This window comes from Algoriphagus persicinus (assembly GCF_035156415.1).
In the GTDB taxonomy this organism is placed as follows: domain Bacteria; phylum Bacteroidota; class Bacteroidia; order Cytophagales; family Cyclobacteriaceae; genus Algoriphagus; species Algoriphagus persicinus.
Window position 1 is genome coordinate 26,832 of sequence record NZ_JAYEEY010000031.1, and the last position, 26,281, is coordinate 53,112.

Here is a 26,281-nt window from a genome sequence, read left to right on the forward strand (position 1 = left end):
TTGTATTTTAGTTATTTCGCCAAGATTTATTTTCAAGAAAATGATGGAAGTGGCCAAGCCAAGAAAAAAACGAAGTAATCTATTCATACGATTTCTCCTATATATTCGAGTTCATTTTAACCTTCACGAGAGTAAGGAATATAAGCTGGAGACCATAGAATTCATCACAAAAAACGTAGAGTTCAAAGGCGCAAATCTCCGGATTTTGATCTTCTCTATTTCTGTTGCCTCGGTAGTATTGAATGTAAATTCCATGTCGGTAGTTATCAAAGCGATGCTCATTTAGCCCCTAATGAATCCCATTATGGGGATCGGGATGGTAGCGGGAATCAATGATTTTGAGTTGCTCAAACGCTCGTTGAGAAACCTCGGAATAGCCGTATTTATAGCAATTTTAACCTCCTTGATTTACTTCACTTTTATGCCTCTGGACAATGCCCAATCCGAGCTGCTTGCCCGAACCCGATCCGACGATTTGGGAAGTGCTGATCGCACTCTTCGGAGGACTCGCCGGGATCATTTCCGGCTCGCGAAGAGAGAATAAAAGCCCAAGGTTTTGAAAAACACCGATCAATCAAAGTGGAAGCGGACAAACTGATATGAATCTACCATTACCTTTTGAGAAGGAATAAAAATTCTATTTCCGCTATTTCCCAGATTTTCCAAATCCTATATACATTTAGTAGTCAAACATTAATTCCAGCATATTATGAAAAAGCTATTCTTCCTATTGATCCTCACTTGGATCGCTACCTCTTATTCTTTTGCCCAAATTAAAGCCTATGACGAAACTATGGCCAAAGAAGTCGGCGCGGATGATTATGGAATGAGAAAATACGTTATTGCTTTCCTCTACCGGGGGGAGCGAGTAGTTGAATACAAAGATCAGTAGCGCACAGATATCCAAGCTGGACATATGGCTAATATTAATAAGCTGTCAGAAGAAGGGCAACTAGTCATGGCAGGGCCTTTCTTCGGGAATGAGGAATTACGTGGACTATTCATTTTTGCAGTAGAAAGTCTGGAAGAAGCTGAAAAGCTCACGGCTACAGATCCGGCAGTAAAGGCTGGTGTGCTCAAGATGGATGTGAAAGAATGGTATGGCTCTGCCGCCTTAATGCTGATGGCGGATATGCATTCAAAAATCGCTAAAATTAACATTTAGGGCACCCTCGATCTGACGATAGATTACCATCTTTTGATTTAAAAGATTCAGAAATCACCTGTAGTTGAGGGCGATCAATTTTAAAATAAGGAGAATGCCAATTTATCTGTCAAAAGCTCTAAGGCTCTAATCGCCTTGACAGAATTCCCTTTCTCATTTAACTCAGGACTCCAAACAGCAATACTGAACTTATGTGGCATCACGGCGGCAACTCCGCCTCCTACCCCACTTTTACCGGGAAGTCCAACTCTATAAGCGAATTCTCCTGCTTCATCGTAAAATCCACAAGTCAACATCAGCGCATTAATGCGTCGAGCATGGCTTTCTGATAGAATCTCCCGATTGGCAAAAATCGAAAACCCGTCATTAGCTAGAAAGGAGAAGGACTTGGCTAGATCTACACAATTCATTTCTATAGCGCATTGCGAAAAATAAACATCAAGCACCTCATCGATGGGATTGTTAAAGTTCTTGTAGGATTTAAGAAAGTAAGCCAATGCTGTATTTCGTGCCCCATGATTCTTTTCTGAATTCTTGACAGCATCATTAATTCTCACACAACTCTCACCTGAAAGCTCATTGATAAACTCTGAAATTTGATTGGTCGGATTTTCAAATTTGCTACACAGTGCATCAGTGATCACTAAGGCTCCAGCATTTATAAAAGGATTTCTAGGAATTCCTTTTTCGTATTCCAATTGTGCGATAGAGTTAAAAGGATCACCACTAGGTTCAACATTCACCCGGGACCAAAGTTTTGAATTGAATGATTGGAAAACCATCGTCAGTGTATGGACTTTGCTGATACTTTGGATAGAAAATGGAACTCGGTGATCCCCTATACCATACACATCTCCTTTGAGATCCACCAATGCTATCCCAAATTGATCTGGGTTTACTGAGGCAATTTCAGGAATGTAGTCGGCTACTTTCCCTTTAAGATTCTCCTCCTGCACCTCTTGGTACACATCTTCAATTAGCTGCTGATAGTCCATCTCAGAAAATTGTGGAAATTTAATAGACATTAAAAGCCATTGCCCAAAAGAATTAACTCTTACAGTGTTGACACAGGCCAAGGTTGCTAATTTTAATCCGTCACCACTTCTATCTTCCCGCCTTTTCTGAACAAGTCATGGCCAACATAATATCCGTTTATTGCTATTTCATTGACTTTAATCTCTTTTAGATTTCTGCCACGATTAGGGTTGAGAATTACAAGATCATTTCCATTTTTCACCTTCCAGGTCACCTCCTCAAAAAGCGGGACTGTCACCAAGTAATCTGCATCGGCAGGCGACATGGGATACAAACCCACAGCCGCGCAGACAAACCAAGAGGACATCTCACCTGCATCGTCCATTCCCGAAAGCGCCAAGCCTTCCGGGCCAATACCATAGAGTTCGGCCATGATTTTATCCAAAATCGCCTGTGATTTCTCGGGTTTTCCTACATAAAAATACGCAAATGGCGCTTCGTGATCAGGCTGATTTCCTTTACAAATACTGACCATACCCGCCATTCTCTTGGCGGCATATAGCCAATAATGGCTGGGTCAGTTAGAGGAGCTGTGCCAATAAATGGATTCACCAGATCTGAAGGCTTTTCCTGAGAAAAGGAAAAGTGGCATGAAATCGAGCAAGTCGCAGGCGTCACACACTGGGATGATTATCTACCATGCGAGATTCCATCCCGTTTCCTTCGTCACGGGACAGGTTATGACCAATAAAAATCAATTATAAACACATGAAAAAACGAATAAAATCAGGTAAAGTAATTTTGAGATTAATTTCATGGTGTTAAGCAGTTGGCTGATTTAAGTATTTACCAATCAGATAATTACAATTTTGGAAAAATGAACACACAAGTCTAACCAAACTCCATCCTTATTCAAATAGGGTTTTGATCTATGGGAGCCTTTTTTAGATGTGACAAATTCCAATTCCCTAGAAAAACATCCAAGAAAAGAGTCAAACTTCACGAAGTCATAACCTTACTGCAAAATATTATTTGTACTTTTGCGCCTTCAATTAGGCAAACCATGCAGAATATTCGGAATATCGCGATTATCGCACACGTTGACCACGGCAAGACTACACTCGTGGACAAAATCATTCACGCTTCTCAGATTTTCAGAGAGAACCAGCAGTTTCAGGATTTGATTCTTGACAGCAATGACCTGGAACGTGAAAGAGGAATTACCATTCTTTCAAAGAACGTATCCGTTCGCTACAAAGACGCTAAAATTAACATTATCGACACCCCTGGTCACGCCGATTTCGGTGGTGAAGTAGAGCGTGTATTAAAGATGGCTGATGGCGTAATCCTTTTGGTGGATGCTTTCGAAGGGCCTATGCCACAGACCCGATTTGTATTGGGCAAAGCATTGGATCTTGGATTGACTCCTATAGTAGTAGTAAACAAAGTAGATAAAGAAAACTGTCGTCCTGACGAAGTGCATGAGTCAGTATTCGATTTGATGTTCAATTTGGACGCTACCGAAGAGCAGCTGGAGTTCCAGACACTTTACGGATCAGCTAAGCAAAACTGGATGGGTCCTGATTGGAAAAACCCTACAGATACTATCTTCCCTCTTTTGGATGCTATTTTGGAACATATTCCAGCTCCGAAAATCGAGGAAGGTACACTTCAGATGCAAATCACCTCACTGGATTATTCCAACTTCGTAGGTAGAATTGCTATCGGCCGTGTAAAAAGAGGCACTATCAAAGAAAATCAGCAAATCGCCTTAATGAAAGGGGATGGCACAATCAAAAAAATGAAAGTGAAAGAACTTCATTCGTTTGAAGGGCTAGGAAAACTAAGAGTAACTGAAGTAGCTGCAGGTGATATCTGTGCAGTGACAGGTATCGAAGATTTTGAGATCGGTGATACCATTGCTGATGCTGAAAATCCAGAGGTTCTTGCTAGAATATCTATCGATGAGCCTACAATGAATATGCTCTTTACTATCAACAACTCTCCTTTCTTCGGTAAAGAAGGCAAATTTGTGACTTCCCGTCACTTGAGAGACCGTTTGATGAAAGAGACTGAGAAAAACTTGGCACTTCGTGTAGAATCTACAGATTCTGAAGACAAATTCTTGGTTTACGGTCGTGGTATTCTTCACTTGTCTATTTTGATCGAAACGATGAGAAGAGAAGGTTACGAACTTCAGGTAGGTCAGCCACAGGTAATCTTCAAAGAAATCGACGGTGTGAAATGTGAGCCTATCGAAACCTTGTTCGTAGATGTGCCTCAGGAAACATCCGGTAAGGTCATCGAGCTTGCTACTCAGCGTAAAGGTGAATTGCTTGTCATGGAGCCAAAAGGTGATCTTCAACACTTGGAATTTAAAATTCCTTCAAGAGGCTTGATCGGGTTGAGAAATAACATGCTGACCGCTACTCAAGGTGAAGCAATCATGAACCACAGATTTACTGCCTATGAGCCTTTCAAAGGTGTAATGCCAGGTCGTACTAACGGCTCATTGATCTCTATGGATGCTGGGCAGTGTACTGCTTACGCTATTGATAAACTTCAGGATAGAGGCACATTCTTCGTAGATCCAGGAGATGAGCTATACGCGGGTCAGGTAGTCGGTGAAAACTCTCGCGACAATGATATTGTGGTAAACATACAGAAAGGCAAGAAATTGACCAACATGCGTGCTTCAGGTTCTGATGACAACGTGAGAATCGTACCCGCTAAGAAGTTCTCTCTAGAGGAGTCTATGGAATACATCCAAAAAGATGAGTACCTAGAGATCACTCCTAAGTCTATCCGAATGAGAAAAATCTATTTGGAAGAAGGCGAAAGAACCAGAATGGCGAAAAAAGACGCTTAATAAGATTGTAGAATAAAGATTCTAGAGTCAATATATTGAATCCCTCAGATGCAAGTCTGGGGGATTTTTAGCTTTCTACCAAAGATGGTGAACCTCGTCCCGGATATGGTTATCGTACACTTTTTTCACTGCTTGCATTTGCTCTGGGGTGATTTCAGGAAGTTGTCCCGCCTTTACATTTGACTCCAATTGAGATGAATTAGAAGCACCTGGAATCACCACGCTTACTTCCTCACGCATCAGAATCCAGCGAATCGCTATCGCAGCCAAAGGTCCGTCCCCTTTAAAAACCTCTCGGATCTCTTCCACAGCTGGAAATGCTTTTTCCAGAGGCACACCTGAAAAAGTCTCTCCCTTATCAAATGCCTTCCCTTCACGATTGAAGTGTCGATGATCGTCTTTGGAAAAAGTAGTTTCCGGGGTGATTTTTCCTGAAAGTAACCCACTTGCCAAAGGAACACGAATAATTAACCCTACATTTTTGGAAGCTGCTAACTTAAAAAGCTCTTCTGCGGGCTTCTGTCGAAACATATTGAAAATCACCTGAACACTGGAAACAATCTCATATTCCAAAGCTAGTTTGGCTTCCTCTACTTTCTCCACACTCACACCCATGGAAGCTATTTTTCCTTCTGACTTCATCTTTTCAAATAAGGTGAAAATTTCATCTCTATGATAGACGGACGTAGGCGGACAATGTAGCTGAATCAAATCCAATCGATTCAGCCCAGTATTTCTCAGACTGTCCTCTACATGGCGCCGTAGCTTCTCGACAGTGTAAGTTTCATTGATATGAGGTTGGATTCGTCTGCCGCATTTGGTAGCCACATAGATTTTCTCGGATCTTTGTCTTACCACTTCGCCTACAGCTGCCTCACTTAGTCCGGCATCATAGACATCAGCGGTGTCCACAAAGTTGATCCCATGGTCAAATGCGGTATGCAATATTTCTTCAGCGATTTTTGGATCAAATGGCTTTCCCCAGCCACCACCAACTTGCCAAGTGCCTAGACCAATTTCAGAAATTTTCCATCCGGTTTTTCCTAGCGTTCTGTACTTCATTCTTCCGTAGATTAATATTAAAAAGAAAATAAGGATTTAAAAGAGAGGCTAAAAACTGCCTGATTATTTAAAAGTAATTTAAATTTTTATCTTTAGAATCACGGTTCGAACTGATATTTGTCCGTTAGAAAAAACCTACTATCTCTCTAGCCTAAAACCAATACAAATGAAATCAAGAAGACAATTTATCAAAACCATCGGCGTGGCAGGTGCCACCGCTGTCTTACCTATAACCTCAATCGCTAAAGAAATGGCAAAACAAAAAATGATTCACCAAGTTTATTTTTGGCTACACGATACAGCCAATACACAAGAATTCCTTACCGAAGCTGTTCCGATGCTTGGCCGCTGCAAGACTGTAGGTAAATTCATCGCAGGTACGCCTGCGGCCACAGAAGACAGGGATGTAGTCGATCATAGCTTCCAAGTATCTTGTACGGCTTTCTTTGATAGCTTAGAAGATCAGTTGGTGTATCAATCAGACCCTACTCACCTGGCGTTTATCGATAAATACTCCCACATGTGGAAAAAAGTACAAGTGTACGATATCGCTATTTAAAGCAGATCTAAAAGCACCTCTCACGCGTAGTTAACTACAGCTAAGTCTGATAATTATGAATAGCTCAAAGTGGATTTACTGTATGTTAATTTTGCTCATCTGGTCATGTGAACCAAAAGGTGAGATAATTCCAGCCCCACAATCTGCAAAAGTGAGAGGTGCTATACTAGAATCCATGGAGGAATGGTATTATTGGAACGCAGAAATTCCAGCTGGTATCAAGACCACCAACTATAGCACCAATCAAGAGCTTTTAGATGCACTTATTTTTAAACCTCTAGATAGATTCTCCTACCTGACTACACAGGAAGCATTCAACAAAGCATTTGTAGGCAAGAATGCGGGACATGGGTTTGGGTTTGCATTCGATGCCACTGAGAGACTGTATCTTACTTTTGTTTATGATGAGTCCCCTGCAGGAAAAGATGGCTGGCAACGGGGCTGGGAGATTATCGAAATCAATGACAAAGCCATTTCAGCATATAAAAATGCTTCTGGGGGATACGATTTTCAATTAGGAACCTCAGATCCCGGAATCACAAATTCCTTCGCTTTCAAATTGCCTGACGGTACCAATACCACACGCACAAATGTAAAAGCTGAATACCAGTCAAACTCAGTTTTGCATCAGGAAATAATCACCTTTGCTGACAAAAAAGTTGGGTATTGGGTCTTTCAGAGTTTCAAAGCTACAGCCGGACAATCACCAACCATAAGCCTAGAGGTGGATGAATCCATGAAATTTTTCGAAGAGGCTGGAATAGATGAATTAATTATAGACCTGAGATACAACGGTGGTGGGTCGGTAGCTGTAGCAGAGCAAATCAACAATTACCTGATACAGGCTTCGAATTCCAATAAATTGATGTACACTAATAAGCTGAATTCCTTGAAAACGGATATTCAGAAAAGTGTGGATTTCAAAAAGGCAGGAAGTTTAAACCTTGATAAGCTGATTTTCATCACTTCCCGTGGTACAGCTTCAGCTTCAGAATTAGTGATCAATTCGCTAGCTCCTTATTTTGACATCACATTAGTTGGGGATAACACCTATGGCAAACCTGTTGGCTCATTTCCCCTTTCCAGCTACAATGAAACCTTAAAGGACAACAATGTAGAGTTAGTTCCTATCACTTTTGCCACTGCTAATTCTGAAGGAAAAGCAGAATATTTCGAGGGATTTCCAGCTGACTTTGCAGTAGGTGATACTCCCCAATTCATCTGGGGCGATGCTAGTGACCTGCGCCTAGCTGCTGCTTTGCATGTTATTGAAAATGGTTCTGTCAGCGGAAGATTATTAAATACTTTCTACAGACCAAAGTGGGAAATGATCGATCAATTCAAAGGTTTGCAGCAGGAATTTCCAGCCTATTAAAGCTAATAGGAGATTAATTCAAAATAAACAAGGCCGCTTTTTCAATTTAAAAAGCTGTTTTTTTCTCTGAAAATCTGAAACCATTAACATCCATGACTCTGGATCCAGCGCAAGGTAAAAGGCTATTTAACGAGTGGCAATTTCACAGCGGGCCGAAGTTCTATCATCCCTTTTTCCGCGATTGTTTTTTCCACCTCTTCAATACTGATAGGCACAAATGCACTCAAATTTTCTACTCCATCAACTGTGACTACAGCTACATCCTCGATTCTGATATATAGTCTTTCTTCCCGAATCCAGATCATCGGATCAATTGTGAATACCATTCCTGGCTGCAGTTCCACACCATGCACTCGCCCTACATCGTGAACTGTCATTCCTACAGGATGCTGGAAATGTCCTCGAAATTTGATTCCTTCCTCGACAGCTTTTAAATGGGCTGGGTTCACGAATGTCTTTCCTACCATATACTCCTTCATCTCTGCGGCAGCTTGATCCAGCACTTCGTTAGAAGTAACTCCTGGTTTGATATATCGAAAAAGCGCATCTCTGTATGCTACGATAAATTCATAAAGCGCACGCTGTTCTTCAGTGAATTTGCCATTCACCGGCCAGATACGCGTCACATCGCTCGAGTAATACTTGAAATCAGGAGCATAATCCATCAGCACCAAATCTCCATCTACAAGCTTGTCTGTTTTATGAAAATAATGACCCATGTAGCCATTTGTCCCTCCTCCAATGATCGCCGGATAAGAATCCCCCATAGCTCCATGTAAAGTGAAAATATACTTGGCAGCTGCTCCTAGTTGATATTCATAGACACCAGGCTCAGTAGATTTCATTGCTTCAATGATTGCCAAACCTGCGATCTGAGTAGCTTCTCGGATAATTTCAATCTCCTTTTCACTTTTAATCAGTCGCATTCCGTCAAGGATAGGCGTCAGGTCTTTGATTTCAAATTGAGGAAATTGCGATTGCAGTTTTTCAATAAATGCTGCTTCCCTGGAAGCAGCTCCATCCCAGGGGTCAGAAGCGGCCATAACCTGTTTGGCCAAAAGTTCGTCCCTGCTGTCATTCCCACTTTCTACTGGACTAAATTCTACAAAAAGCGCAGGAGCCGGAGGCCTGATCAAACCTGTTCCGCTTAAATCACTGGCCAAAAATTCGATCCCCTTCACCTGGTCAATTCCCGTTAGTTCTTTCACCAAATCTGCATCTTCCGCTGAAAGCACTTTGCCCTGATTATTCTCCATTCCCTCATTTCTATGGGGTAAATAAAGCGTTGAACGCTTATTTCTTCCATTGAGAAGAAGGTATGCGTGGGGAGATTCTACTCCTGTCAAATAATAAAAAGAGTTGGATTGGCGAAAAACACTAACTCCAGGAGTGCCACCTGAACCTTGGATCACCGCAATAGATTGGTTTCCAATGGCATCAAAAACCTTTGCTCTTCTACTGGCAAATTCTTCTTTTGAGAAATCCGTTTGGTAATAGTTTTTCTGCTGTGCAATTGCTGGAATACTAGTTAACAAAAACAATAAAACTGCTATGGTATTTATAATTTTCATCGTAAACTTGTTGCTTATGCTTTGATGGATTCACTTACATTATGCTTAGATAGACTAGTCTGGTTTTACTATCAAAATAGGCACTTCCCGCTCAGCTGAGATCAATCGATCCGCTACACTTCCAATCAACAAATCATCCTCATCAGCATTTCCTTTGCTCCCAATGATTATCAAGTTAGCCTGATGCTTCGAAGCAAATTCATGGATAGATTGACTGATATGATTGCCACTGTCTTCCACACATATCAATTCCTCGTTTAGCCCCGTTTTCTTCTGTATCTTTTTGAAATTACTCTCAGCCTTGGTCAGTAAGGATTTCTGATACTTTTCCTGATTTTTGAAGTAGGGAAAATATTGGAAACCAGCCCTCAATATATGCACAGGCATCAATATGGATGAAAGTTTCTTGGACAAATTCATCCCTCTAATAATCACTTTTTCTGAATATCCCGAAAAATCTAATGCCAAAACGATGCTTTCAAATGCTGTATTGGCCTCTTCAGGTACAAACAGACAATCGGATTCAGTCATACGTATCACTTTGCTGCTAAATACTCCCGTTCCAGCTTCAATTGCTTTTTTGCCCAGCACCAATAGATTGAACCGCTGGGAATCCACCCACTTAACGAGCATATCCAATTTCCCTCCCATTTCAATTTTAATATGAATGCTGGATTTCTTGTTGCCAAAAACCTTATCCACCAATTCCATCAGCTCATCCTCCAAAACTTCCTCTAGGGGTTTGGGAAGTTGTTGGGTCAAGGCCGCCAAATCAGCAGAATCACTCTCTAATGCAACAAAATGCACTAATGTGAGGGAGTCAAATTCGAATACATCATCCAGTTTTTTGAAATACCTCAATAAAAATTCATCCGTCTCGCTCAGATCAAGAAAAATTCCGATGTTCTTTAATGGCTTCATGGCTTTTTATCTTTATCAATTTGCTTCATTATCACTTTGGCCAGGCGATTTGCATAGGATTTTTGATCCAGCTCATCAGTCAGTTGCTTGTCTCGGGCATATTCTTTTTTCACCCCTTTCAGCAGGGAATAGCACATAATTATCAAAATAAACAGAAAGGGCAAACCGGTAGAAATCGTGGCTGTTTGCAAAGCTGTCAGCCCGCCACCGATGAGCAATACGGCCGCCACAGCACCTTCCGTGGTAGCCCAAAACACATGTTGAGGAGTAGGAGTGTCTAGTTTACCACCAGACGTAATACTATCAACTACCAAAGACCCAGAGTCAGAGGAAGTTACAAAAAAGCTAGCAACCAATAGAATCCCCAAAATTGACCCCACCATTCTAAGGGGGAATTTCTCCAAAAAGACAAATAGTGCCGTGGACTCATCCGAGATTATTGCCTTAGCAAATTCATGATTCCCCCCGGCTAAGGTGTCCTGCATATCCAAAAAGATAGCCGAACCGCCCAAAGTTGTCATCCAGAAAAAAGTCAAAATGCTGGGTGCTAATAATACGCCAAAAATAAACTCACGAATCGTCCTTCCCTTTGAAATCCGGGCAATGAACATCCCAACAAATGGCGACCAGGAAATCCACCAGGCCCAATAAAACACCGTCCAGTCTCCCTGCCATTCCTTATTTACAAAAGCTTCAGTCCAAGTAGATATTTCGACCAGTTCATCGACATAAATGCCCATATTTTGGATAAAAGACTTGAAGACAAATAAGGTAGGCCCAAAAATCAGTACAAAAATCAAAAGCAAAGCTGCTATTCTCACATTCCATTCGCTCAGAAATTTCACGCCTTTGTCCACACCAGACACTACCGAAATGGTGGCGATAGCGGTAATTCCAGCAATCAGCGCTACCTGAATCCATACATTATTTGGAGTACCGAAGACATAAGAAAGTCCCCCACTCACTTGTCGCACACCAAGTCCCAGAGAAGTCGCTAAACCGAAAATAGTCGCCATCACAGAGAAAACATCAATCACATCTCCCATCCATCCGTGAATTCTATCCCCTAGCAAGGGATAAAAAACCGACCGGATAGTCAAAGGCATATTTCTATTAAAGGCAAAAAAAGCCAGCGATAAAGCTACGACAGCATAAATGGCCCATGCGTGAATTCCCCAATGTAAAAAGGTAAAACTCATCGCATCTTGAGCTGATTCTACAGTAAAGGGATTTGCTACTGGAGGTTTGGCATAATGAGAAACTGGCTCAGTCACCCCATAGAATAATAAGCCAATGCCCATCCCTGCGCTAAAAAGCATGGAAAACCATGAGCTGGTGGAAAAGTCCGGAGTAGCATCTTTACCTCCCAACCTGATCGATCCATATTTACTAAAGCCCAGATAAAGACAGAAAATGATAAAAAAGTTGACCGCCAAAATGAATAACCAGCCAGTCTTATTTGTCACAAAAGTTTTAAAGGAATCAAACAAAACCAGCATGGGTTCGCCTACAATAATAGTGACTGCCATAAATACAACCAACAAAATCACCGTTGGGAAAAATACAGGGTTATGGATGTCTACGTATTTGTTTTTCATAGGCTAAAAATTCGGTTCGTTAAAAAGCACTTTTGGTGAATCTTGTGCTTATTGATTTATGTAATTATCTCGATCTCTGGAAAGAAATAAAAAGTTAAGGAATTCTATCTTCCCAAAAGAAAAGGGTTGAATTATCTTCAACCCTTGAGTAATCATTATTTGCAAATATGAGCCATCCTTGCCTTGGCTATGTCACCACAAACCGCCAAACATCTATTGGTCTGTGTCACTACAGACCAACAAAAGTGAGCCCAGAATTACTTTTTATTATGTCTTTCTATCAACACATCCATCACCTCATCCAGCTCATAGCCCTTAGCTTCCAGCAACACCAGATAATGGTAAAGCAAATCAGCTGCCTCTCCCATAAATAGCTCTTTGTTATCATCCTTAGCCTCGATTACTATTTCCACAGCTTCCTCGCCTACTTTCTGAGCTACCTTATTGATGCCTTTGGCAAAAAGCGAAGCGGTATAAGACTGATCGGTGGGATTGTTTTTGCGGTCCTTGATAATGGCTCTCAATTGATCGATAAAGCCTGTTTTTGAAGTATTGACCTCATCAAAGCACGTATCTGCTCCTGTGTGACAAACCGGTCCACGAGGATTCGCTTTCACTAAAATAGCATCTCCATCACAATCCGAAGCCATACTTACCAATTCCATAAAGTTACCGGAAGTCTCGCCCTTGGTCCACAGCCTATTCTTACTACGGCTGAAAAAAGTCACCATCCCAGACTCGTTGGTTTTGGCTACCGCTTCCTCGTTCATGTAGCCCTGCATCAGGACTTTTCCACTTCTAGAATCCTGCACAATCGCCGGTACCAAACCATCCATTTTCTTAAAATCTATGTTCATATCTTTTTAACCTTTGGGGTTTCCAAAACCCCGAAGGTTTTGATTATTATCTACTATTTTATTTCCCTAATAAGTTCAAAAATCCTTATAGAAAACTATCAATAATTATTTAAACCTTCGAGGAGATTTTTCAGTCGTTCCTCCTTCCAAATAACACCCCAAAGGTTCTTTCACTTTCTAATACTTATTCCTTCAATTCCCAAATACCCTTTCAATTCCGGGATACTTATTTCTTTAAAGTGAAAGATACTTGCCGCTAACGCAGCATCTGCTTTGCCAAAGGTAAACACATCTTTGAAATGTGGCATCGTACCCGCACCGCCTGAGGCTATCACCGGAATGGAAAGTGCAGATGAAATCTCTGCCAAAAGCTCATTGAAGAAACCTGCCTTGGTGCCATCATGATCCNTGTGGCATCGTACCCGCACCGCCTGAGGCTATCACCGGAATGGAAAGTGCAGATGAAATCTCTGCCAAAAGCTCATTGAAGAAACCTGCCTTGGTGCCATCATGATCCATGGAAGTCAGCAAGATCTCTCCTGCTCCCCGATCACACACCTCCTGAGCCCAAGCTTGGGTTTTCAGCAAAGTAGCCTTTCTTCCGCCATGCGTATGTACAAAGTCAATTCCATCCACATTTCTAGTATCAATGGCGACCACGATGCATTGGGAGCCGAATTCAGCAGCCATTTCATTGATGATCTGAGGATTTTTCACCGCCGATGAATTAATGGAAATTTTATCTGCTCCAGCATTCAGCAAAACCTTCACATCTTCCACTGTAGAAATCCCTCCTCCAACGGTAAAAGGAATATTGATGGCTTTAGCCACTTTGGTAACGAGTTCGGCCAATGTTTTACGTTTGTCCACCGTAGCTGTGATATCCAAAAACACCAGTTCATCAGCTCCTTCATCAGAGTAGATTTTTGCAAGCTCCACAGGGTCACCTGCATCCCTTAGCTCTACAAAGTTGACTCCTTTGACAGTACGACCCTCTTTGATGTCTAGGCAGGGAATAATTCGTTTAGTAAGCATTGTTTAACTTCACCTTTATATACTTCATTATTCGATATTCAACATTCATCATTCATCATTTTGAATTACGATATATGATTTTGGATTTACGAGTTCCCCGCCAGTGTTCATCTCATTTTTCAACCTTAACCATTTAACAATGTAGAGTGTAAAGATTGTAGATTGAGGTTCAAGTCAATGTCTTAAATCCCATAACGTAAATCGCCATTCTTATCAGTAAATCACACAAAAGCTGCCAGTTCCTCCAGCGTCACTCTTCCTTCATAATACGCTTTTCCTACAATCGTCCCATATACTCCAATTTTCTCCAATTCCTCAAGATCTTTGACTGAGGAAACTCCGCCACTGGCGATCAATTTAACACCAGGGATTTCTTTTAAAATCTCCTTGTATAAATCGATAGAAGGCCCTTGCAACAAACCATCCTTAGCCACATCGGTGCAGATCACATAGGTAATTCCTTTGGCAACATAGTCTTTGATAAATGGAATCAAATCAACTGAGGTAGTCTCTTCCCAGCCTCCCACAGCGATTTTCTTGTTCTTGGCATCTGCTCCAAGGATAATTTTCTCAGAACCATATTTAGTAATCCATGCTTCAAACAGCGCAGCATTCTTCACAGCTATACTTCCTCCTGTCACTTGCTTAGCTCCCAAGGTAAAGGCTTTCTCAATTTCTTCATCCGCTTGAATGCCTCCACCAAAATCAACCTGCAAATTTGTGCCGGTAGTGATTCGCTGCAAAACATCCGCATTCACAATCTTTTTGGCTTTGGCACCATCCAAATCCACTAAATGCAGACGACGAATACCCACTCCTTCAAAACGCTTGGCCATTTCTAGCGGATCGTCATGATATTCTTTTTTACTGCTGTAATCGCCCTGACTTAGTCGGACACATTTACCTCCAATGAGGTCGATAGCTGGAATAATTTGCATTTTTTTTAAAGTATCAAGTCGCAAGAATCAAGAGTGGACACAAGATTTAGAAAATTAAAGTTTCAAGAAATTAGATAATAACTTTTCACCCACCAATCCACTCTTCTCCGGGTGAGCCTGAATGGCATAATAATTATCCCGATGGAGCATGGCGGAAAAATCATGGATGTAATGCGTCTGGGCAATGGTCAGATCGCTCAACTCAGCAAAGAAACTATGTACATAATACACAAATGGCTCAACGGACAGATCTTTCAAGAGTGGATTATCTGCCAAGTTCTCCAACTCATTCCAACCCACATGAGGCACTTTGAATTCCTGAGAATTCTCTGGCACAAATCGCTTCACTTTGACTGGAAATACACCCAAGCATTCAGTATCATTCTCTTCAGAATGCTCACAAAGCAATTGTAATCCGAGGCAAACACCTAAAAAAGGCTGCTTGATTTCAGAAATCAATTGATCAAGCCTTCGCTCTTTTAAGTATCTCATAGCAGAACTTGCCTCTCCCTGACCGGGAAAGATCACTTTATCAGCAGCTCGGATTTTTTCAGGATCATCAGTCAATTCAGCTTCCACTCCCAATCGCTCCATTGCATAGAGCACCGACTGCACATTGCCGGAATTATATTTAATGATTGCTATTTTCATTCTTCGAAGACGGAAGACGGAAGACAGGAGACGGAAGTGGCACATTCTTCGGTCTCTTGTCTCCTATCTTGGGTCATTTTATTTTTACTTTCCACCACTGACTACATTTACTACTTCCCGCTTCGGTCTTCGGTCTCCCGACTACCCAGCATCTCCTCCAGCACTTCCTCTATTTCCGGAAGCGACTCATAAAGCTGCTCATAACTCTCGATCACAAAGTATTTATCCTGAAAGCGATCCTTCCAGTATTCCTGATTCAGAATCATACGCACATCGTAATCGAAATGGGCAGGTTCATTTGAAAGGCTGAATTTAGTCTCTCCAGCCGAACTTAGGATGCCTGCACCGTATATTTTTAATTCCTCTTCTTCTTTTATTAGTCCAAACTCGATGGTAAACCAGTAGATCCTACTCAGCAACTGGATCGCCCAAGGATTGTCTATATGCCTTAGAGCAATTCCAGAGAGGTTTTCCAGAAAGTCCACATAGGGCTGATTTGTCAGCAACGGCATATGTGCAAAAGCATCATGAAACATATCAGGTTCTTCTAAATAATCCAGTTGCTCCATAGTACGAAGCCAGGTGGAAGATGGAAACCGCCTGTTATTCAATAGTCCAAAAAACAAGTCATCGTCAATCAGCCCCGGAACTACATGCACTTCCCAGCCTGTGCTTTTAGCCAGAATCTGATTCAACTCTTCAAAGTTGGCGATTTTATCAGCTGTAAACTTTACCAGCTTCACTCCTTCCAGATAAGCTTTAGAAGCAGCTTTTGGCAGATTCGGCATTTGACGCTCGAAGAGAATCTTCCAGACTTTAAAATCCTCCTCCGTGTACAATTCATATTCCTGCCTTAGTTTTTGGAGTCTCGGGTCGGTAAAGACCCAGTTTTTTTGTTTTGTGTTCATATTCATGGTATTTGGGTGTATTCTGTTCTTTTAATTACTCTTCATTTATCATCCTTGCGAGTGACGAAGGAGCGACGCAATCCCTCTTTTAATACAGGGACTGCCGCGTCTCGTTCCTCGTCTCGCAGTGACGAATATCATACTGCTTCTGGAAAAGCAGCATAGCACTAGAAACAAAAAGGCCTATCCCGGAAAGGAATAGGCCTCTATATTTTTCACCAAAAAACCATAGCAATCCTACCCCTTCATCGAAGATGGTGGTAAGAATGATGCACGTAGGTTCTTGGAGTTGGATTCATAGCCTAAAGATAGGCGCTCTATTTCTTAAAGACAAAAAATCATGCTGTCTTATTTGCAATGGGAGGTAAGCCCAAAGCTTCATAAATAATTCTTTGTTCTATCGGAGTTAGCAGTCCGTTCTCGATTGGAAGTTTTCTGTTTTTAATCCAGCGGGAAAGTGTCTTGAAAGAAATACCATATTCATCTGCGATTTGCTGTCTGGTTTTGGCTTTTTGTACCATAAAAAAATAATAGTTGAAATGGGATATTGCTTATAAAGTAATTGACCTAAAATAAAAGGAATTTCAGTATTTTTCAAACTTATTTTATAGGCAATCCCTCATTTTCATACAGTTAAAATAAATTTTGTCCGATTTTGTCCGATTTATTAAAACTTTCTTTTTTTAATTTTGGAGACAATAATTTTTTCTCATGAACAACTTTACATCCTAGATCAACTATTCTTCCCGACACTTGGTCAGCATCTTGGGTCAATTCCTATAAACTCATTTTAATAGTATCAGGGATCACAATTTTTGTATTCCTACCTACATTTTCCAACGATTTCCAACTGGCCTGGGACGATACCTGGCAGGTCTTGGAAAATCCACTTGTTCACCATTCATCTTTGGAGGTAATACTGTTTCATTTTACCCATTTTTGGCAAGGCCAATACTCACCTGTCAACTCGCTTTTTTACCTGTTGATAAATCTGGTTTTTGGGATGAATGCCACCGCTTTTCATACTGCATGCCTGTTGATCCACCTAATTAATTCCTGGCTCGTCTTTAGTATTTCTTTACGGTTTATTAAGAGATTTTTACCAACCATTGGTAATTCCAGAACTCATGGTTATGCATTTTTAGCAGCTTTGCTTTTTGCTATACATCCTCTTCAGGTAGAATCCGTCGCTTGGATCAGTGCTTCCAAAATTATCCTCTATGGTCTGTTTACCCTGTCCGCGATCTGGTCTTATTTCAGGTACATTCAGAACAGTAAACCGATCTGGTTAATCATTACTGCCTCAGCTTATGTTTTTGGATTTGCCTCCAAGGAACAGGCAATCATTCTTCCACTGAATTTGTTGCTTATTGATTTTGCCTGGGGCCGATTTACAGGAATAAAATAAAGAGGAGCCAATTCCTTTCCTCCCGGGTTATCATTGAAAAAATCCCGTTTTGTTTGATGGCGTTTAGCTTCTGGTATTTTTCATTGATAAACAATCTCGGAACGATAAATCAGGACGGTTATCCTTTTTATCAGAGACTGGTGTTTGGCCTGTATAGTATCACCGAATACATCTTCCGATTTCTGGCTCCCGTCAAGTTGTATTTCTTCCATCCGTTCCCTATTTCTCCCGGTGAGTCCCTTCCCCTGTATTTTTATGGCTACATCATCCTAGTTGGAATTATAGGCTATTTCATCTGGGACAATTTTCGCAAAGGAAACAAGATTGTAGTAGTTGGTTTTTTGTTTTTCTTCATCAACCTCCTGTTAGTATTACATATCATACCCTTACCCCGTACTGTAATCACCGCAGATCACTATATGTATCTTAGCATAATAGGAATAGCATTGATAGTGATTTGGCAAGTCGATCAGTGGCTTTCCCTCAAGAACAGATATATATTAATAGTGGCAGGTTCTGTATGGCTCATTTTTTTGGGGATCCATACCTATGTAAGGACAGCTGACTGGAAAGATAGTGAGACAGCTAAAGCCAGCGTGAATGAAATCATAGAGAAAAAGCAAAAAGCACAGGAACCCGAACTCTTTAACCTCATCGAAAATGAATGATTTTTTAGTATCCATCGTGGTTCCCTGCTACAATGAGGCTGAGAATATAGCTCCCCTTCTTGTGCGTATAGAATCAACGCTAAAAGAATATAGCTATGAAGTTTTATTGGTCAACGATGGTAGTAAGGACGGAACGCAACTGGAGATAGAACTGGCCTATTCCCGTAATTCATCTGTCAGCTATATCAGCTTCTCTAGGAATTTTGGACATCAGGCTGCCCTCAAAGCCGGGATAGACCATGCAACTGGTGATTGTATTGTCACTATGGACGCCGATTTGCAAAAACCACCGGAAGCCATCCCGGAAATGATAGCGCTTTGGCAAAGAGGCAATGACATCGTTACGGCAGTCTGCAGAAATGAAGGACAGTCTTCCCTCTTCAAAAGACTGACGTCTACGGGCTATTACAGGCTTTTGTCTTGGCTCGCGGATCATGAGGTCTTGCCGAACGGTGCGGATTTCCGGCTGTTTGACAGAAAAATAGCCGATATTATCCGGGGTGTCCAAACCCAAAACCTGTACCTAAGGGGGATATTTTCATGGATAGGATACAAACAGGCTGTTACCTACTACCGGGAGGAAAAAAGAAGGTTTGGGAAAACCAAGTACGGGATCTGGAAAATGATCAACCTGGCAAGCAATGGGATCACCTCATTCAGCGTAAAACCCTTACGGTTTGCACTGGCAGTAGGGTTGTTTTTTGCATGTCTGGCTTTCGGATATGGTATCTATGCGATTACCATGGTGTTTCTCGGTATGACAGTCCCGGGATGGGCATCTCTAGTGGCCAGTATTGTGTTCCTATCCGGAATACAGCTAATGGTACTGGGAGTAATAGGAGAATACATAGGCAAAATGTACATGGAACTTAAACATAGGCCTACTTACCTTATTTCAAAAACAAACATCACTCTTCCTTCTGATACACAGAGGGAAGGGATCCATTTTATGAATCCAAAAGACTTATCTGCCGATAGGCAAGGAAGGAGGCAGGCTATGACTTGACAGTATTTTGATTTTCCTTCTGCTGTCGCAGACAAGAGAAAGAAAGCGTAAGTGAAAACGAAAAATTCACATCAATAAAAAATAAATTCTTAAATTAAATTCTTAGAAACATGAATACTAAATTCAATAAATTAGTAAAAACAGCCGCTGTGGGGATCTTCTTTATGGCGCTATTACTGAATGTGAAGTTGAGTCTTACAGATCCTTTCATCAATATGGATAATGCAGCTTTGGCACAATCTAGTTCTTCAATATATGAGGCTTGTCCTGGGACTGAGATTGCACTACATTATCAAAATTTCATTGGGTACTCTGTTGGAATGGATAATATGGGAATTCCTATATATAGACGTATATATAGATGTGAAGAAGGTGGATGGTGTTGTCCGATGGAATATGCTTAATAATAAATTTACTGATATGCCTTGGGTCACAGAATGAAATACCCAAGGCATAAAAACAAAGTCTAATGAAACGCATCTATTTAATTTCAATATTATTACTTTTCACATGCTGCAAGAAGAATAATGACACATTTATAATACACAAACACATATTATTGAACCTACATCAGGAAAACAGATATTCTTATCAGAAATAGTAGAAAGTATAGATGTGATACATCCAAGTGAAAATGAAATCTAGCAGATGCTGAAAAACATTTCTTCTACGAGGAGAAAATAATTGTTCAGGACAATATAAAGCAGCAAAAAATCCAGATATTCGATATTAACGGAGATTTTCTATTTGAAATCAAAGCTACGGGTGAAGATCCTGGCCAGTTTAAAACCCCAAATTGTGTAAGAGTTAATCAGGCTGGTGATAGGTTACTAATCTATTGTTCATTGACAAAAAAAATGCTTCAATATCAAAATTTGAAAATGGATTAGAGTCTCTACTCCCTAGCCAAGCAATCCCTCCTCCAGCAGACCCTTTCTCAAAAACGGCCATCATAAATATTGATTCGGATTACGCCTATGAAAAGATTCAGACTATGAATCTTGATCAAAACCAATTCACCCCTAAACTTAAAAAATTAAACACACCCCATAATCAAAACCCTGTATTCATAATCTATCACTTAAAATAAACAGACATTGTTTGAAAATATATCAAACGAAACCTTTAAACTAAATGGAAGTTTTGCAATGAAAATCTGGCCACCAGCTGAATTTCCCTCATAGAATCCTGATATTCAGTCTTAAAACGCTCGTGGTTGTTGCCCATTTGTAATTGAGCTTAATAAGAACCGTGTTTTTCATTAACTAAAGAGTAGAACCAACTTATCTAAAATTTCTTCACTTAATCCTCTATTCAATAGCGACTATTCTTCTCAACTTGCTTACTTCTCTCAACAAGTTGATTAGCAGAAAAATATCCCCAAAACCTGCAAAAGGAAATAGATGGCTCTAATCATTTGATTTAGAGGCATAAATGAATGCGTATAAATGTTGGTCTCTAAATTGGGGATTATGATTTAACAATTAACCAACTAGCAAAAGTAAATATGGCCACTCAAACAAAAATCTTCCAACAGGGAATCAAAATTTCAAAAGCTTTTCACTGATGAGGTAAAAGACATCTCATCTATTGGGCAGAAAAGCATTTAGTAATAGCATTGCCTAAAATGAGTATAGGTGCTACTTCACCAAAGCTTTCAGCAGCTATTGACAAGCATTTAGCAGAGACCAAAGAACATGTGAACCGTCTGGAAGAAGTATTTGAAATTCTTGGTATGAAACCTCAGGTGATTAAATGTGATGCTATGGAAGGTCTCCTAAAAGAAGCGGAATCAATTCTCGAAGACACTGATGCCGATACTATGGTGAGGGATGCAGGAATTATTATTGCCAGCCAAAAGGTGGAGCATTGCGAAATTGCTTCCTATGGAAGCTTGGTAGCATTTGCAACTAAGATGGGTTTCAAAGATGCTGCAGCAATTCTGAGCGAAACCTTAAATAAGGAGAAAGAAACTGATTCCAATCTCACAAAATTGGCTACATCAGAAATTAACGAAGAAGCTGCCAGTGAGTAAGGATTAAACTGGGGTGGATTATTTCACCCTATTTATATGTCAATAGCTTTACTTATACTAGATTAAACGTTCTGGGTAAGAAATGAATAAAAGCGGATAAAATAACCGTTGCCATCCAATCCAACTTCTGTGAATATTCATGAAGTTGAATTCCAAAGCAATGTTGCCGTGTTACTTCTTACATTACGGGTAGAAATCTACAGTTAATTTAACGTCATCTTAACAGTTGATATTGGAATTGGAAAGATACAGTAATTATGAAAGATAGGAAACCGGCTGTTTTATACTTAACCTTGTCCCCCAGATATATCACTAATCTACACTGTAAGTCTGCCAAGACTCTGACACAATTCTCAACCTTTTACTTGCTGTAATTCCAGCTTCAAATTAGGACAAGTTTTTTCCTAAGAATAAAAAATTTACCTGCATTTTTTAAAATATCATCATACCCACTACTGTTTTTTTAAAATTATTGTCAATCCTTTTTGGACAACATTTATAATTTAAAAATTAATAGTATTTTGAAAATACATATTAAATTTATGGTCAGCCTTCGATGCAAATTGATTGTTCAGCAACAGTTGGATAGGATTGGCATTCAATATTTGTCTATAGATCTTGGACTGGTGGAGACCAAAAACTGTATTACGAGTTATCAGATTGATGAACTTAGGAAAAGCCTGCAACTTGTTGGTTTAGAAATACTTGATAATAAAAAAAGTATTTTGATCGATAAAATCAAAAACGTGGTCATAAAAATGATTCACTACAATGAAGAATTGCCTAAGGTAAATCATTCTGATTTCATCTGTAAAAAGATAGGTTACGACTACACTTATTTATCAAACATTTTTTCTGAGGTAGAAGGAATTACTATCCAGCAATTTATTATAACACACAAAATTGAACAGGTCAAGGAATTATTACTTTATAACGAACTATCTCTAAAAGAAATTTCTCACAGAATGAACTATAGCAGTGCTTCCCACCTTTCAACTCAGTTTAAAAAAATAACTGGACTTACGCCAACATTATTTTATCGATTAAAAAAAGGGAAATAAATACCTGAAAGGTTTTGATCTGACTATAGATACTTTTCACAATCCCCCAAACCTTCAGGAGATAAATAAAAAAAACTCTCCTATTACAAAACTGCCTAAAAAATAGTTTAAGCTACTTATTCTAGATAGGGAACGTTTTTAATCACTCAAACAGATATTCAATACTTTTGTTAGCCAAATTATTTAAAAAATAAAGACAGTTCTGAATATTCAGAACTGTCTTTATAATAAAAGATTCGATTGATCAATAATTCCTATTTACCCGGAGTGATATCAATGATAACGGTACGGTTATAAGCACGCTCCTCAGGAAATTTGTTTTTGAACGGAGAGACTTTTTCATCTTCACCAAATCCATTTACCACAAATTTCACGTCAGTTTTTCCAGACTTCAACAAGCTTTTTTCCAGAATACTTTTGACATCGTTTGCCCGAGCCTGAGATAATCCAAGGTTGTATGCTTCCTCTCCAATTGTATCTGTATGACCTTCAATTGTTACTGTACCTCCTTTAGGTATTTTTGGCGCAACAACCTCAATAAGGAATTTCTCATACGATGCAATTGCCTTGGCATTATTGAATTCATAGATAACACTGAATCTATTTCCTTCCGAACTGGTTGGGGGCGTCCAAAGCACCATTTTTACCGGAGTCTCTTTTCTTATGGTTTGGCCATTTTTAGTCTGACCTACCATGGTTACTGTATAATCTCCTTCTGGTTTTCTTCCTAAAATCGATTCACCGGCAATACTTATTTTATCTTCAGTATAAGGTCCGAAATTCTGTACATTTCCTTGTGAATCTTTGACTTCCAATTCCCAAGAGCTGAAGGCATTCGCCGCACCGTCTACATTGAAAGTAACATAACTTTCTTCCGGTGCTACCAAAGAAACCGGTTTTAATGCGGCATCCAAACCACCTTTAAATTCCATCAACAATACAGGAGAACTGCTTTCAATCGACACCCGACGGTCACCATCAAGGAGAACATCAAGCTCGCGGGTTCCACCTGCCTTTTTGGAAGGTATTCTCGGTTTAGACAACCCTTCTGTAGCAATCCTGGAAGCGCCTATTCCCCACGTATTTGTCAAATAATTTTTGACTGATTCAGACATGCTTTTTCCTTCCTGAGCTCCTTTTTCTGAAGAGCCAACCAATTTGATATTTGTTGAAGGATGTTTAACCATACGGTCACCAAGTATATTCAATACATTGTAATAAACCATCAGTTGTCGGTCGGCCCGGCCAGCTAGATCTTTCGGCGCAAAGACATCCAATTGATCTGCTTTGAAATCTTTCACCTGATTTTTTTCAAGGGTCACATAACGGTTTGGGATGACGGGTGAATCTACATCAAAGTAAACATAGTTACGAATTGGAAAAGTCTCTATGATGCTTGTTACTCCATGTTCGTTTTTCGGAGAGTTTACTGCAAACCCAACTACTGGTTCCACAATTGGAATTGTAGCCGGAGCTTGAACTACCACCGGAATTTTACGGCCTTTACCAAATTTCAAGGCTGCCCCAACCCGGAGTGTAGTCAAAGTCCATGTTTCAGAGGAACGTGGATTCTGTCCAAAATAGGGCTGGATAGCTATGAATGGAGAAAGCACCGTTTGTATTTTTCTGTTTTGAGATGAAAGCTGGATATCATGTCCTGCTCCTATCTGCATAGAAACCAGTGTTTGATTGGTATTGCTGAATTCCCCATTTACCGCAGGAGTCGGAGCCTGATCCGGGAATTCCGGGTTAATCCCCAACTGGTAAGTGAAGGCATTCGTTCTGTTGAAAGCAAACCTTGGACCTGCATACAGATAGAAGTTGTTTTTAAATGGAGCAAAACGAAGGCTTGGCTCAACAGTAAGATAACTTAAATCGGTAGACAAATCTGCCGGACAATTGCAAGGAGTGGTGATCTGGTCGAAGGTACTTTTTCTACTGTCATACCCCGCCTGAAGCATCATTCCAAACCTTGATTCAGGATTATGATATTCGATCACGGGACCAAGAAACAAGCCTACCCCATTTCCATGGTTAAAACCCGCAGGAACGGTTAAACTTGAGTTTAATCGTTGGGTAAGGCCTTGATTGAAATTAAAATTCGCTCCAGCTGCAGCTCCAAACTTCCAAGATGGCCTAGTGTACTGATCTTCTTGTGCTTGAACCGTGAATTGCGTTCCTGCACCAAATATCAGAGCGCCAACAATCAGAGCTTTGACCTTGGGGATATTAGGGGACCACGCAGCGCGCAATCCCTTCGTTTTATGTGTTATTAAGTTCATTAGTTTGAATTAAGGTTTTTCAATGGTATTTGTATTCGTCATCACTACTGCTCCATTGAGAACGAGCATTCTTCCTACGATTTTAGCATTGGAATTCATGGTGATTGAGGTTAATGCCAATACATTTCCTTTGAAGGCAGTGTTGTCTCCAATCGTAGCAGAGCTTCCCACTTGCCAGAAGATATTTTCGGCTTTAGCTCCTCCGCTTAGGATGATACTTCCACCTGCTCCTCCCACTGTGGTGAAACTTGAACCAATCTGGAAAATCCAAACTGCATTAGGATCACCCTGTGCATCCAATGTCAGGTCACCTGCCTGGATCAAAAGCGATGTATTGCTTTTGTAAATACCCGGTGCAAGTGTTTTTCCACCCTGATCACCTGCTACAGTAGCTGGTGCCGGGGAAGTAGCTCCTTCAGCAAACAAATAGGCTTCTAACAGATGTTGTTTAGCTTGTATCAGCATTGCTGCTACACCTGCAGGAGATGCATCATCGGAGGCATAGATTGCTCCGTTTACAATTGTTGCAGGAGGGAATCCGGTTACTGAAGACCGTGCTCCTGGGGTAATACCCACATCCAGATTTCGGATCACGCTGAATCCCGCATTATTGCTAATGCCAGTGGCAGCGAAAATTCCAAATCTTCCGGCAGTTTTAAGATCTACAAAGTAGGCAGACTGCTGATTCAAGGTTGTGAAAGTCCAAACATAATCCTCGTTCAAACCAGTTCCAGCTAGATTCTCCGCACCAGTAGTAATCGTAGCTGTGTAGGTCGTGTTAGTTGAAAGCGGATTGTTTGGAGTAAACGAAGCCGTGGTTCCACTATAAGTTACAGATCCATTGATGGAGTTTGCTCCTTGTTTAAGCGTAAATGTTGTTCCTGAAATCGTCCCAGGATTCATTGGCTCACTGAAAGTCGCTTTGACCACTTTGTCAAGTATTACGTTTGTCGCGTTGTTTTGCGGGTCAGTAGATAACACTTTTGGAGCAACAGCTGCAGGTGTGGTAAATGTCCAAACATAATTGTTTTCCAATGCTGTACCTGATGAATTCTTAGCACCAGTAGTAATAGTAGCGGTATAGACAAGGCCAGGCAACAGTAGAGTGTTTGGTACAAATGAGGCCGTTGTCCCTGTAGAAGTTACCGTACCTGCAACTGTCGTATTACCTTGTTTCAGTGTGAATGTTGCTCCTGTTAGTGTAGCAGGATCCATTGCTTCACTGAAAACGGCTTTGACAGTCTTGTTCAATGCCACGTTTGTCGCGTTGTTTACAGGATCTGTAGAAGTTACAGTCGGAGCAACTGGCGCATTAGCAGCAGCTGTAGTAAATGTCC

Annotated in this window: 26 protein-coding genes and 3 pseudogenes; 14 read left to right on the forward strand and 15 right to left on the reverse strand. The window is 40.6% G+C overall.

What is annotated here, in order from left to right:
- The first annotated feature begins 40 nt into the window (after positions 1–40).
- The 4 genes from U3A58_RS18910 to U3A58_RS18925 all read left to right on the forward strand — a co-directional run bounded on the left by U3A58_RS18910 (position 41) and on the right by U3A58_RS18925 (position 1,165).
- Entirely contained in the window at positions 41–286 is a 246-nt protein-coding gene (locus U3A58_RS18910; protein ID WP_323825964.1) for a DUF389 domain-containing protein, read from the forward strand.
- Positions 287–292: 6 nt separating this feature from the next.
- Positions 293–544 carry a DUF389 domain-containing protein gene (locus tag U3A58_RS18915; RefSeq protein ID WP_323825965.1) on the forward strand — a complete coding sequence of 84 codons (252 nt, stop codon included), beginning with the start codon at positions 293–295 and terminating at the stop codon, positions 542–544.
- Positions 545–709: 165 nt separating this feature from the next.
- Positions 710–892 (forward strand): hypothetical protein, encoded by a 183-nt coding sequence (locus tag U3A58_RS18920; protein WP_323825966.1) that lies wholly within the window; start codon positions 710–712, stop codon positions 890–892.
- A gap of 9 nt (positions 893–901) precedes the next feature.
- Positions 902–1,165: a YciI family protein gene (locus tag U3A58_RS18925; RefSeq protein WP_323825989.1), complete on the forward strand. Its 264-nt coding sequence runs from the start codon at positions 902–904 to the stop codon at positions 1,163–1,165.
- 80 nt (positions 1,166–1,245) lie between these two features.
- Here the strand turns inward: U3A58_RS18925 and U3A58_RS18930 are convergent, their stop codons facing one another.
- Both U3A58_RS18930 and U3A58_RS18935 read right to left on the reverse strand, forming a co-directional pair.
- Positions 1,246–2,160, reverse strand: coding sequence for a glutaminase (locus U3A58_RS18930; protein WP_323825990.1), 915 nt, complete (start codon positions 2,158–2,160; stop codon positions 1,246–1,248).
- A gap of 92 nt (positions 2,161–2,252) precedes the next feature.
- The gene (locus tag U3A58_RS18935) at positions 2,253–2,675 is read right to left on the reverse strand and encodes a glycoside hydrolase domain-containing protein (protein WP_323825967.1); all 423 of its coding nucleotides are present in this window, start codon (positions 2,673–2,675) and stop codon (positions 2,253–2,255) included.
- A gap of 528 nt (positions 2,676–3,203) precedes the next feature.
- Between U3A58_RS18935 and typA the strand changes: the two genes are divergently transcribed.
- The gene (typA, locus tag U3A58_RS18940) at positions 3,204–5,009 is read left to right on the forward strand and encodes a translational GTPase TypA (protein WP_323825968.1); all 1,806 of its coding nucleotides are present in this window, start codon (positions 3,204–3,206) and stop codon (positions 5,007–5,009) included.
- A gap of 75 nt (positions 5,010–5,084) precedes the next feature.
- On the opposite strand, the gene U3A58_RS18945 is transcribed toward typA, so the two are convergent.
- On the reverse strand, positions 5,085–6,071 hold the full coding sequence (locus tag U3A58_RS18945) for an aldo/keto reductase (RefSeq protein ID WP_323825969.1): 987 nt from the start codon (positions 6,069–6,071) through the stop codon (positions 5,085–5,087).
- A 166-nt stretch (positions 6,072–6,237) separates the two neighbouring features.
- On the opposite strand from U3A58_RS18945, the gene U3A58_RS18950 reads away from it, so the two are divergent.
- Entirely contained in the window at positions 6,238–6,630 is a 393-nt protein-coding gene (locus tag U3A58_RS18950) for a Dabb family protein (RefSeq protein ID WP_323825970.1), read from the forward strand.
- Positions 6,631–6,685: 55 nt separating this feature from the next.
- Positions 6,686–8,005 (forward strand): S41 family peptidase, encoded by a 1,320-nt coding sequence (locus U3A58_RS18955; RefSeq protein ID WP_323825971.1) that lies wholly within the window; start codon positions 6,686–6,688, stop codon positions 8,003–8,005.
- Positions 8,006–8,127: 122 nt separating this feature from the next.
- On the opposite strand, the gene U3A58_RS18960 is transcribed toward U3A58_RS18955, so the two are convergent.
- The 10 genes and pseudogenes from U3A58_RS18960 to U3A58_RS19005 form a co-directional block, all read right to left on the reverse strand.
- Positions 8,128–9,576 (reverse strand): Xaa-Pro peptidase family protein, encoded by a 1,449-nt coding sequence (locus U3A58_RS18960; RefSeq protein ID WP_323825972.1) that lies wholly within the window; start codon positions 9,574–9,576, stop codon positions 8,128–8,130.
- A gap of 54 nt (positions 9,577–9,630) precedes the next feature.
- The gene (locus U3A58_RS18965) at positions 9,631–10,497 is read right to left on the reverse strand and encodes a universal stress protein (protein ID WP_323825973.1); all 867 of its coding nucleotides are present in this window, start codon (positions 10,495–10,497) and stop codon (positions 9,631–9,633) included.
- Entirely contained in the window at positions 10,494–12,095 is a 1,602-nt protein-coding gene (locus tag U3A58_RS18970; protein ID WP_323825974.1) for a BCCT family transporter, read from the reverse strand. The genes U3A58_RS18965 and U3A58_RS18970 overlap by 4 nt, the downstream gene beginning before the upstream one ends.
- 257 nt (positions 12,096–12,352) lie before the next feature.
- On the reverse strand, positions 12,353–12,952 hold the full coding sequence (gene hisIE / locus U3A58_RS18975) for a bifunctional phosphoribosyl-AMP cyclohydrolase/phosphoribosyl-ATP diphosphatase HisIE (protein WP_323825975.1): 600 nt from the start codon (positions 12,950–12,952) through the stop codon (positions 12,353–12,355).
- 170 nt (positions 12,953–13,122) lie between these two features.
- Positions 13,123–13,254, reverse strand: a pseudogene (locus tag U3A58_RS21875) (imidazole glycerol phosphate synthase subunit HisF); the annotation flags it as partial.
- A gap of 111 nt (positions 13,255–13,365) precedes the next feature.
- Positions 13,366–13,987, reverse strand: a pseudogene (hisF, locus tag U3A58_RS18985) (imidazole glycerol phosphate synthase subunit HisF); the annotation flags it as partial.
- A 221-nt stretch (positions 13,988–14,208) separates the two neighbouring features.
- Positions 14,209–14,925, reverse strand: coding sequence for a 1-(5-phosphoribosyl)-5-[(5-phosphoribosylamino)methylideneamino]imidazole-4-carboxamide isomerase (gene hisA, locus U3A58_RS18990; protein WP_323825977.1), 717 nt, complete (start codon positions 14,923–14,925; stop codon positions 14,209–14,211).
- Between the two features lie 54 nt (positions 14,926–14,979).
- Positions 14,980–15,576, reverse strand: a complete 597-nt coding sequence (gene hisH / locus U3A58_RS18995) for an imidazole glycerol phosphate synthase subunit HisH (RefSeq protein ID WP_323825978.1) — start codon at positions 15,574–15,576, stop codon at positions 14,980–14,982.
- A gap of 110 nt (positions 15,577–15,686) precedes the next feature.
- The gene (locus U3A58_RS19000; protein ID WP_323825979.1) at positions 15,687–16,484 is read right to left on the reverse strand and encodes a phenylalanine 4-monooxygenase; all 798 of its coding nucleotides are present in this window, start codon (positions 16,482–16,484) and stop codon (positions 15,687–15,689) included.
- 338 nt (positions 16,485–16,822) lie between these two features.
- Complete coding sequence (locus tag U3A58_RS19005) at positions 16,823–17,005, reverse strand: hypothetical protein (RefSeq protein ID WP_323825980.1); 183 nt, start codon at positions 17,003–17,005, stop codon at positions 16,823–16,825.
- Positions 17,006–17,361: 356 nt separating this feature from the next.
- On the opposite strand from U3A58_RS19005, the gene U3A58_RS19010 reads away from it, so the two are divergent.
- The 7 genes and pseudogenes from U3A58_RS19010 to U3A58_RS19035 all read left to right on the forward strand — a co-directional run bounded on the left by U3A58_RS19010 (position 17,362) and on the right by U3A58_RS19035 (position 22,662).
- Complete coding sequence (locus U3A58_RS19010) at positions 17,362–17,892, forward strand: hypothetical protein (RefSeq protein ID WP_323825981.1); 531 nt, start codon at positions 17,362–17,364, stop codon at positions 17,890–17,892.
- A 56-nt stretch (positions 17,893–17,948) separates the two neighbouring features.
- Positions 17,949–18,560: a hypothetical protein gene (locus U3A58_RS19015; RefSeq protein ID WP_323825982.1), complete on the forward strand. Its 612-nt coding sequence runs from the start codon at positions 17,949–17,951 to the stop codon at positions 18,558–18,560.
- Positions 18,553–19,566: a glycosyltransferase family 2 protein gene (locus tag U3A58_RS19020; protein WP_323825983.1), complete on the forward strand. Its 1,014-nt coding sequence runs from the start codon at positions 18,553–18,555 to the stop codon at positions 19,564–19,566. The genes U3A58_RS19015 and U3A58_RS19020 overlap by 8 nt, the downstream gene beginning before the upstream one ends.
- Positions 19,567–19,676: 110 nt before the next feature.
- A complete protein-coding gene (locus tag U3A58_RS19025; protein WP_323825984.1) occupies positions 19,677–19,970 on the forward strand; it encodes a hypothetical protein in 294 nt (97 codons plus the stop codon).
- Positions 19,971–20,243: 273 nt separating this feature from the next.
- Positions 20,244–20,456: pseudogene (locus U3A58_RS21880) on the forward strand (6-bladed beta-propeller); the annotation flags it as partial.
- Between the two features lie 737 nt (positions 20,457–21,193).
- Positions 21,194–21,601 (forward strand): YciE/YciF ferroxidase family protein, encoded by a 408-nt coding sequence (locus tag U3A58_RS19030; RefSeq protein WP_323825985.1) that lies wholly within the window; start codon positions 21,194–21,196, stop codon positions 21,599–21,601.
- Between the two features lie 521 nt (positions 21,602–22,122).
- Complete coding sequence (locus U3A58_RS19035) at positions 22,123–22,662, forward strand: helix-turn-helix domain-containing protein (RefSeq protein WP_323825986.1); 540 nt, start codon at positions 22,123–22,125, stop codon at positions 22,660–22,662.
- A gap of 254 nt (positions 22,663–22,916) precedes the next feature.
- Here the strand turns inward: U3A58_RS19035 and U3A58_RS19040 are convergent, their stop codons facing one another.
- Positions 22,917–24,944, reverse strand: coding sequence for an OmpA family protein (locus U3A58_RS19040; protein WP_323825987.1), 2,028 nt, complete (start codon positions 24,942–24,944; stop codon positions 22,917–22,919).
- 9 nt (positions 24,945–24,953) lie between these two features.
- Positions 24,954–26,281, reverse strand: a 1,328-nt coding sequence (locus tag U3A58_RS19045; protein WP_323825988.1) for an ice-binding family protein, incomplete at its 5' end; no start/stop codon positions are given.

Excerpts from the sequence above, each read along its gene's own strand:
- typA (WP_323825968.1), top strand. The coding sequence starts at position 3,204 with ATGCAGAATATTCGGAATATCGCGATTATCGCACACGTTGACCACGGC.
- U3A58_RS18965 (WP_323825973.1), bottom strand. The coding sequence starts at position 10,497 with ATGAAGCCATTAAAGAACATCGGAATTTTTCTTGATCTGAGCGAGACG.
- U3A58_RS18970 (WP_323825974.1), bottom strand. The coding sequence starts at position 12,095 with ATGAAAAACAAATACGTAGACATCCATAACCCTGTATTTTTCCCAACG.
- U3A58_RS18935 (WP_323825967.1), bottom strand. The coding sequence starts at position 2,675 with ATGGTCAGTATTTGTAAAGGAAATCAGCCTGATCACGAAGCGCCATTT.
- U3A58_RS19040 (WP_323825987.1), bottom strand. The coding sequence starts at position 24,944 with ATGAACTTAATAACACATAAAACGAAGGGATTGCGCGCTGCGTGGTCC.
- U3A58_RS19015 (WP_323825982.1), top strand. The coding sequence starts at position 17,949 with ATGGCGTTTAGCTTCTGGTATTTTTCATTGATAAACAATCTCGGAACG.
- U3A58_RS18945 (WP_323825969.1), bottom strand. The coding sequence starts at position 6,071 with ATGAAGTACAGAACGCTAGGAAAAACCGGATGGAAAATTTCTGAAATT.
- hisH (WP_323825978.1), bottom strand. The coding sequence starts at position 15,576 with ATGAAAATAGCAATCATTAAATATAATTCCGGCAATGTGCAGTCGGTG.
- hisA (WP_323825977.1), bottom strand. The coding sequence starts at position 14,925 with ATGCAAATTATTCCAGCTATCGACCTCATTGGAGGTAAATGTGTCCGA.
- U3A58_RS18910 (WP_323825964.1), top strand. The coding sequence starts at position 41 with ATGATGGAAGTGGCCAAGCCAAGAAAAAAACGAAGTAATCTATTCATA.
- U3A58_RS18915 (WP_323825965.1), top strand. The coding sequence starts at position 293 with ATGAATCCCATTATGGGGATCGGGATGGTAGCGGGAATCAATGATTTT.
- U3A58_RS19025 (WP_323825984.1), top strand. The coding sequence starts at position 19,677 with ATGAATACTAAATTCAATAAATTAGTAAAAACAGCCGCTGTGGGGATC.
- U3A58_RS18920 (WP_323825966.1), top strand. The coding sequence starts at position 710 with ATGAAAAAGCTATTCTTCCTATTGATCCTCACTTGGATCGCTACCTCT.
- U3A58_RS19020 (WP_323825983.1), top strand. The coding sequence starts at position 18,553 with ATGAATGATTTTTTAGTATCCATCGTGGTTCCCTGCTACAATGAGGCT.
- U3A58_RS18955 (WP_323825971.1), top strand. The coding sequence starts at position 6,686 with ATGAATAGCTCAAAGTGGATTTACTGTATGTTAATTTTGCTCATCTGG.
- U3A58_RS18960 (WP_323825972.1), bottom strand. The coding sequence starts at position 9,576 with ATGAAAATTATAAATACCATAGCAGTTTTATTGTTTTTGTTAACTAGT.
- hisIE (WP_323825975.1), bottom strand. The coding sequence starts at position 12,952 with ATGAACATAGATTTTAAGAAAATGGATGGTTTGGTACCGGCGATTGTG.
- U3A58_RS18950 (WP_323825970.1), top strand. The coding sequence starts at position 6,238 with ATGAAATCAAGAAGACAATTTATCAAAACCATCGGCGTGGCAGGTGCC.
- U3A58_RS19000 (WP_323825979.1), bottom strand. The coding sequence starts at position 16,484 with ATGAACACAAAACAAAAAAACTGGGTCTTTACCGACCCGAGACTCCAA.
- U3A58_RS19005 (WP_323825980.1), bottom strand. The coding sequence starts at position 17,005 with ATGGTACAAAAAGCCAAAACCAGACAGCAAATCGCAGATGAATATGGT.
- U3A58_RS18930 (WP_323825990.1), bottom strand. The coding sequence starts at position 2,160 with ATGGACTATCAGCAGCTAATTGAAGATGTGTACCAAGAGGTGCAGGAG.
- U3A58_RS19030 (WP_323825985.1), top strand. The coding sequence starts at position 21,194 with ATGAGTATAGGTGCTACTTCACCAAAGCTTTCAGCAGCTATTGACAAG.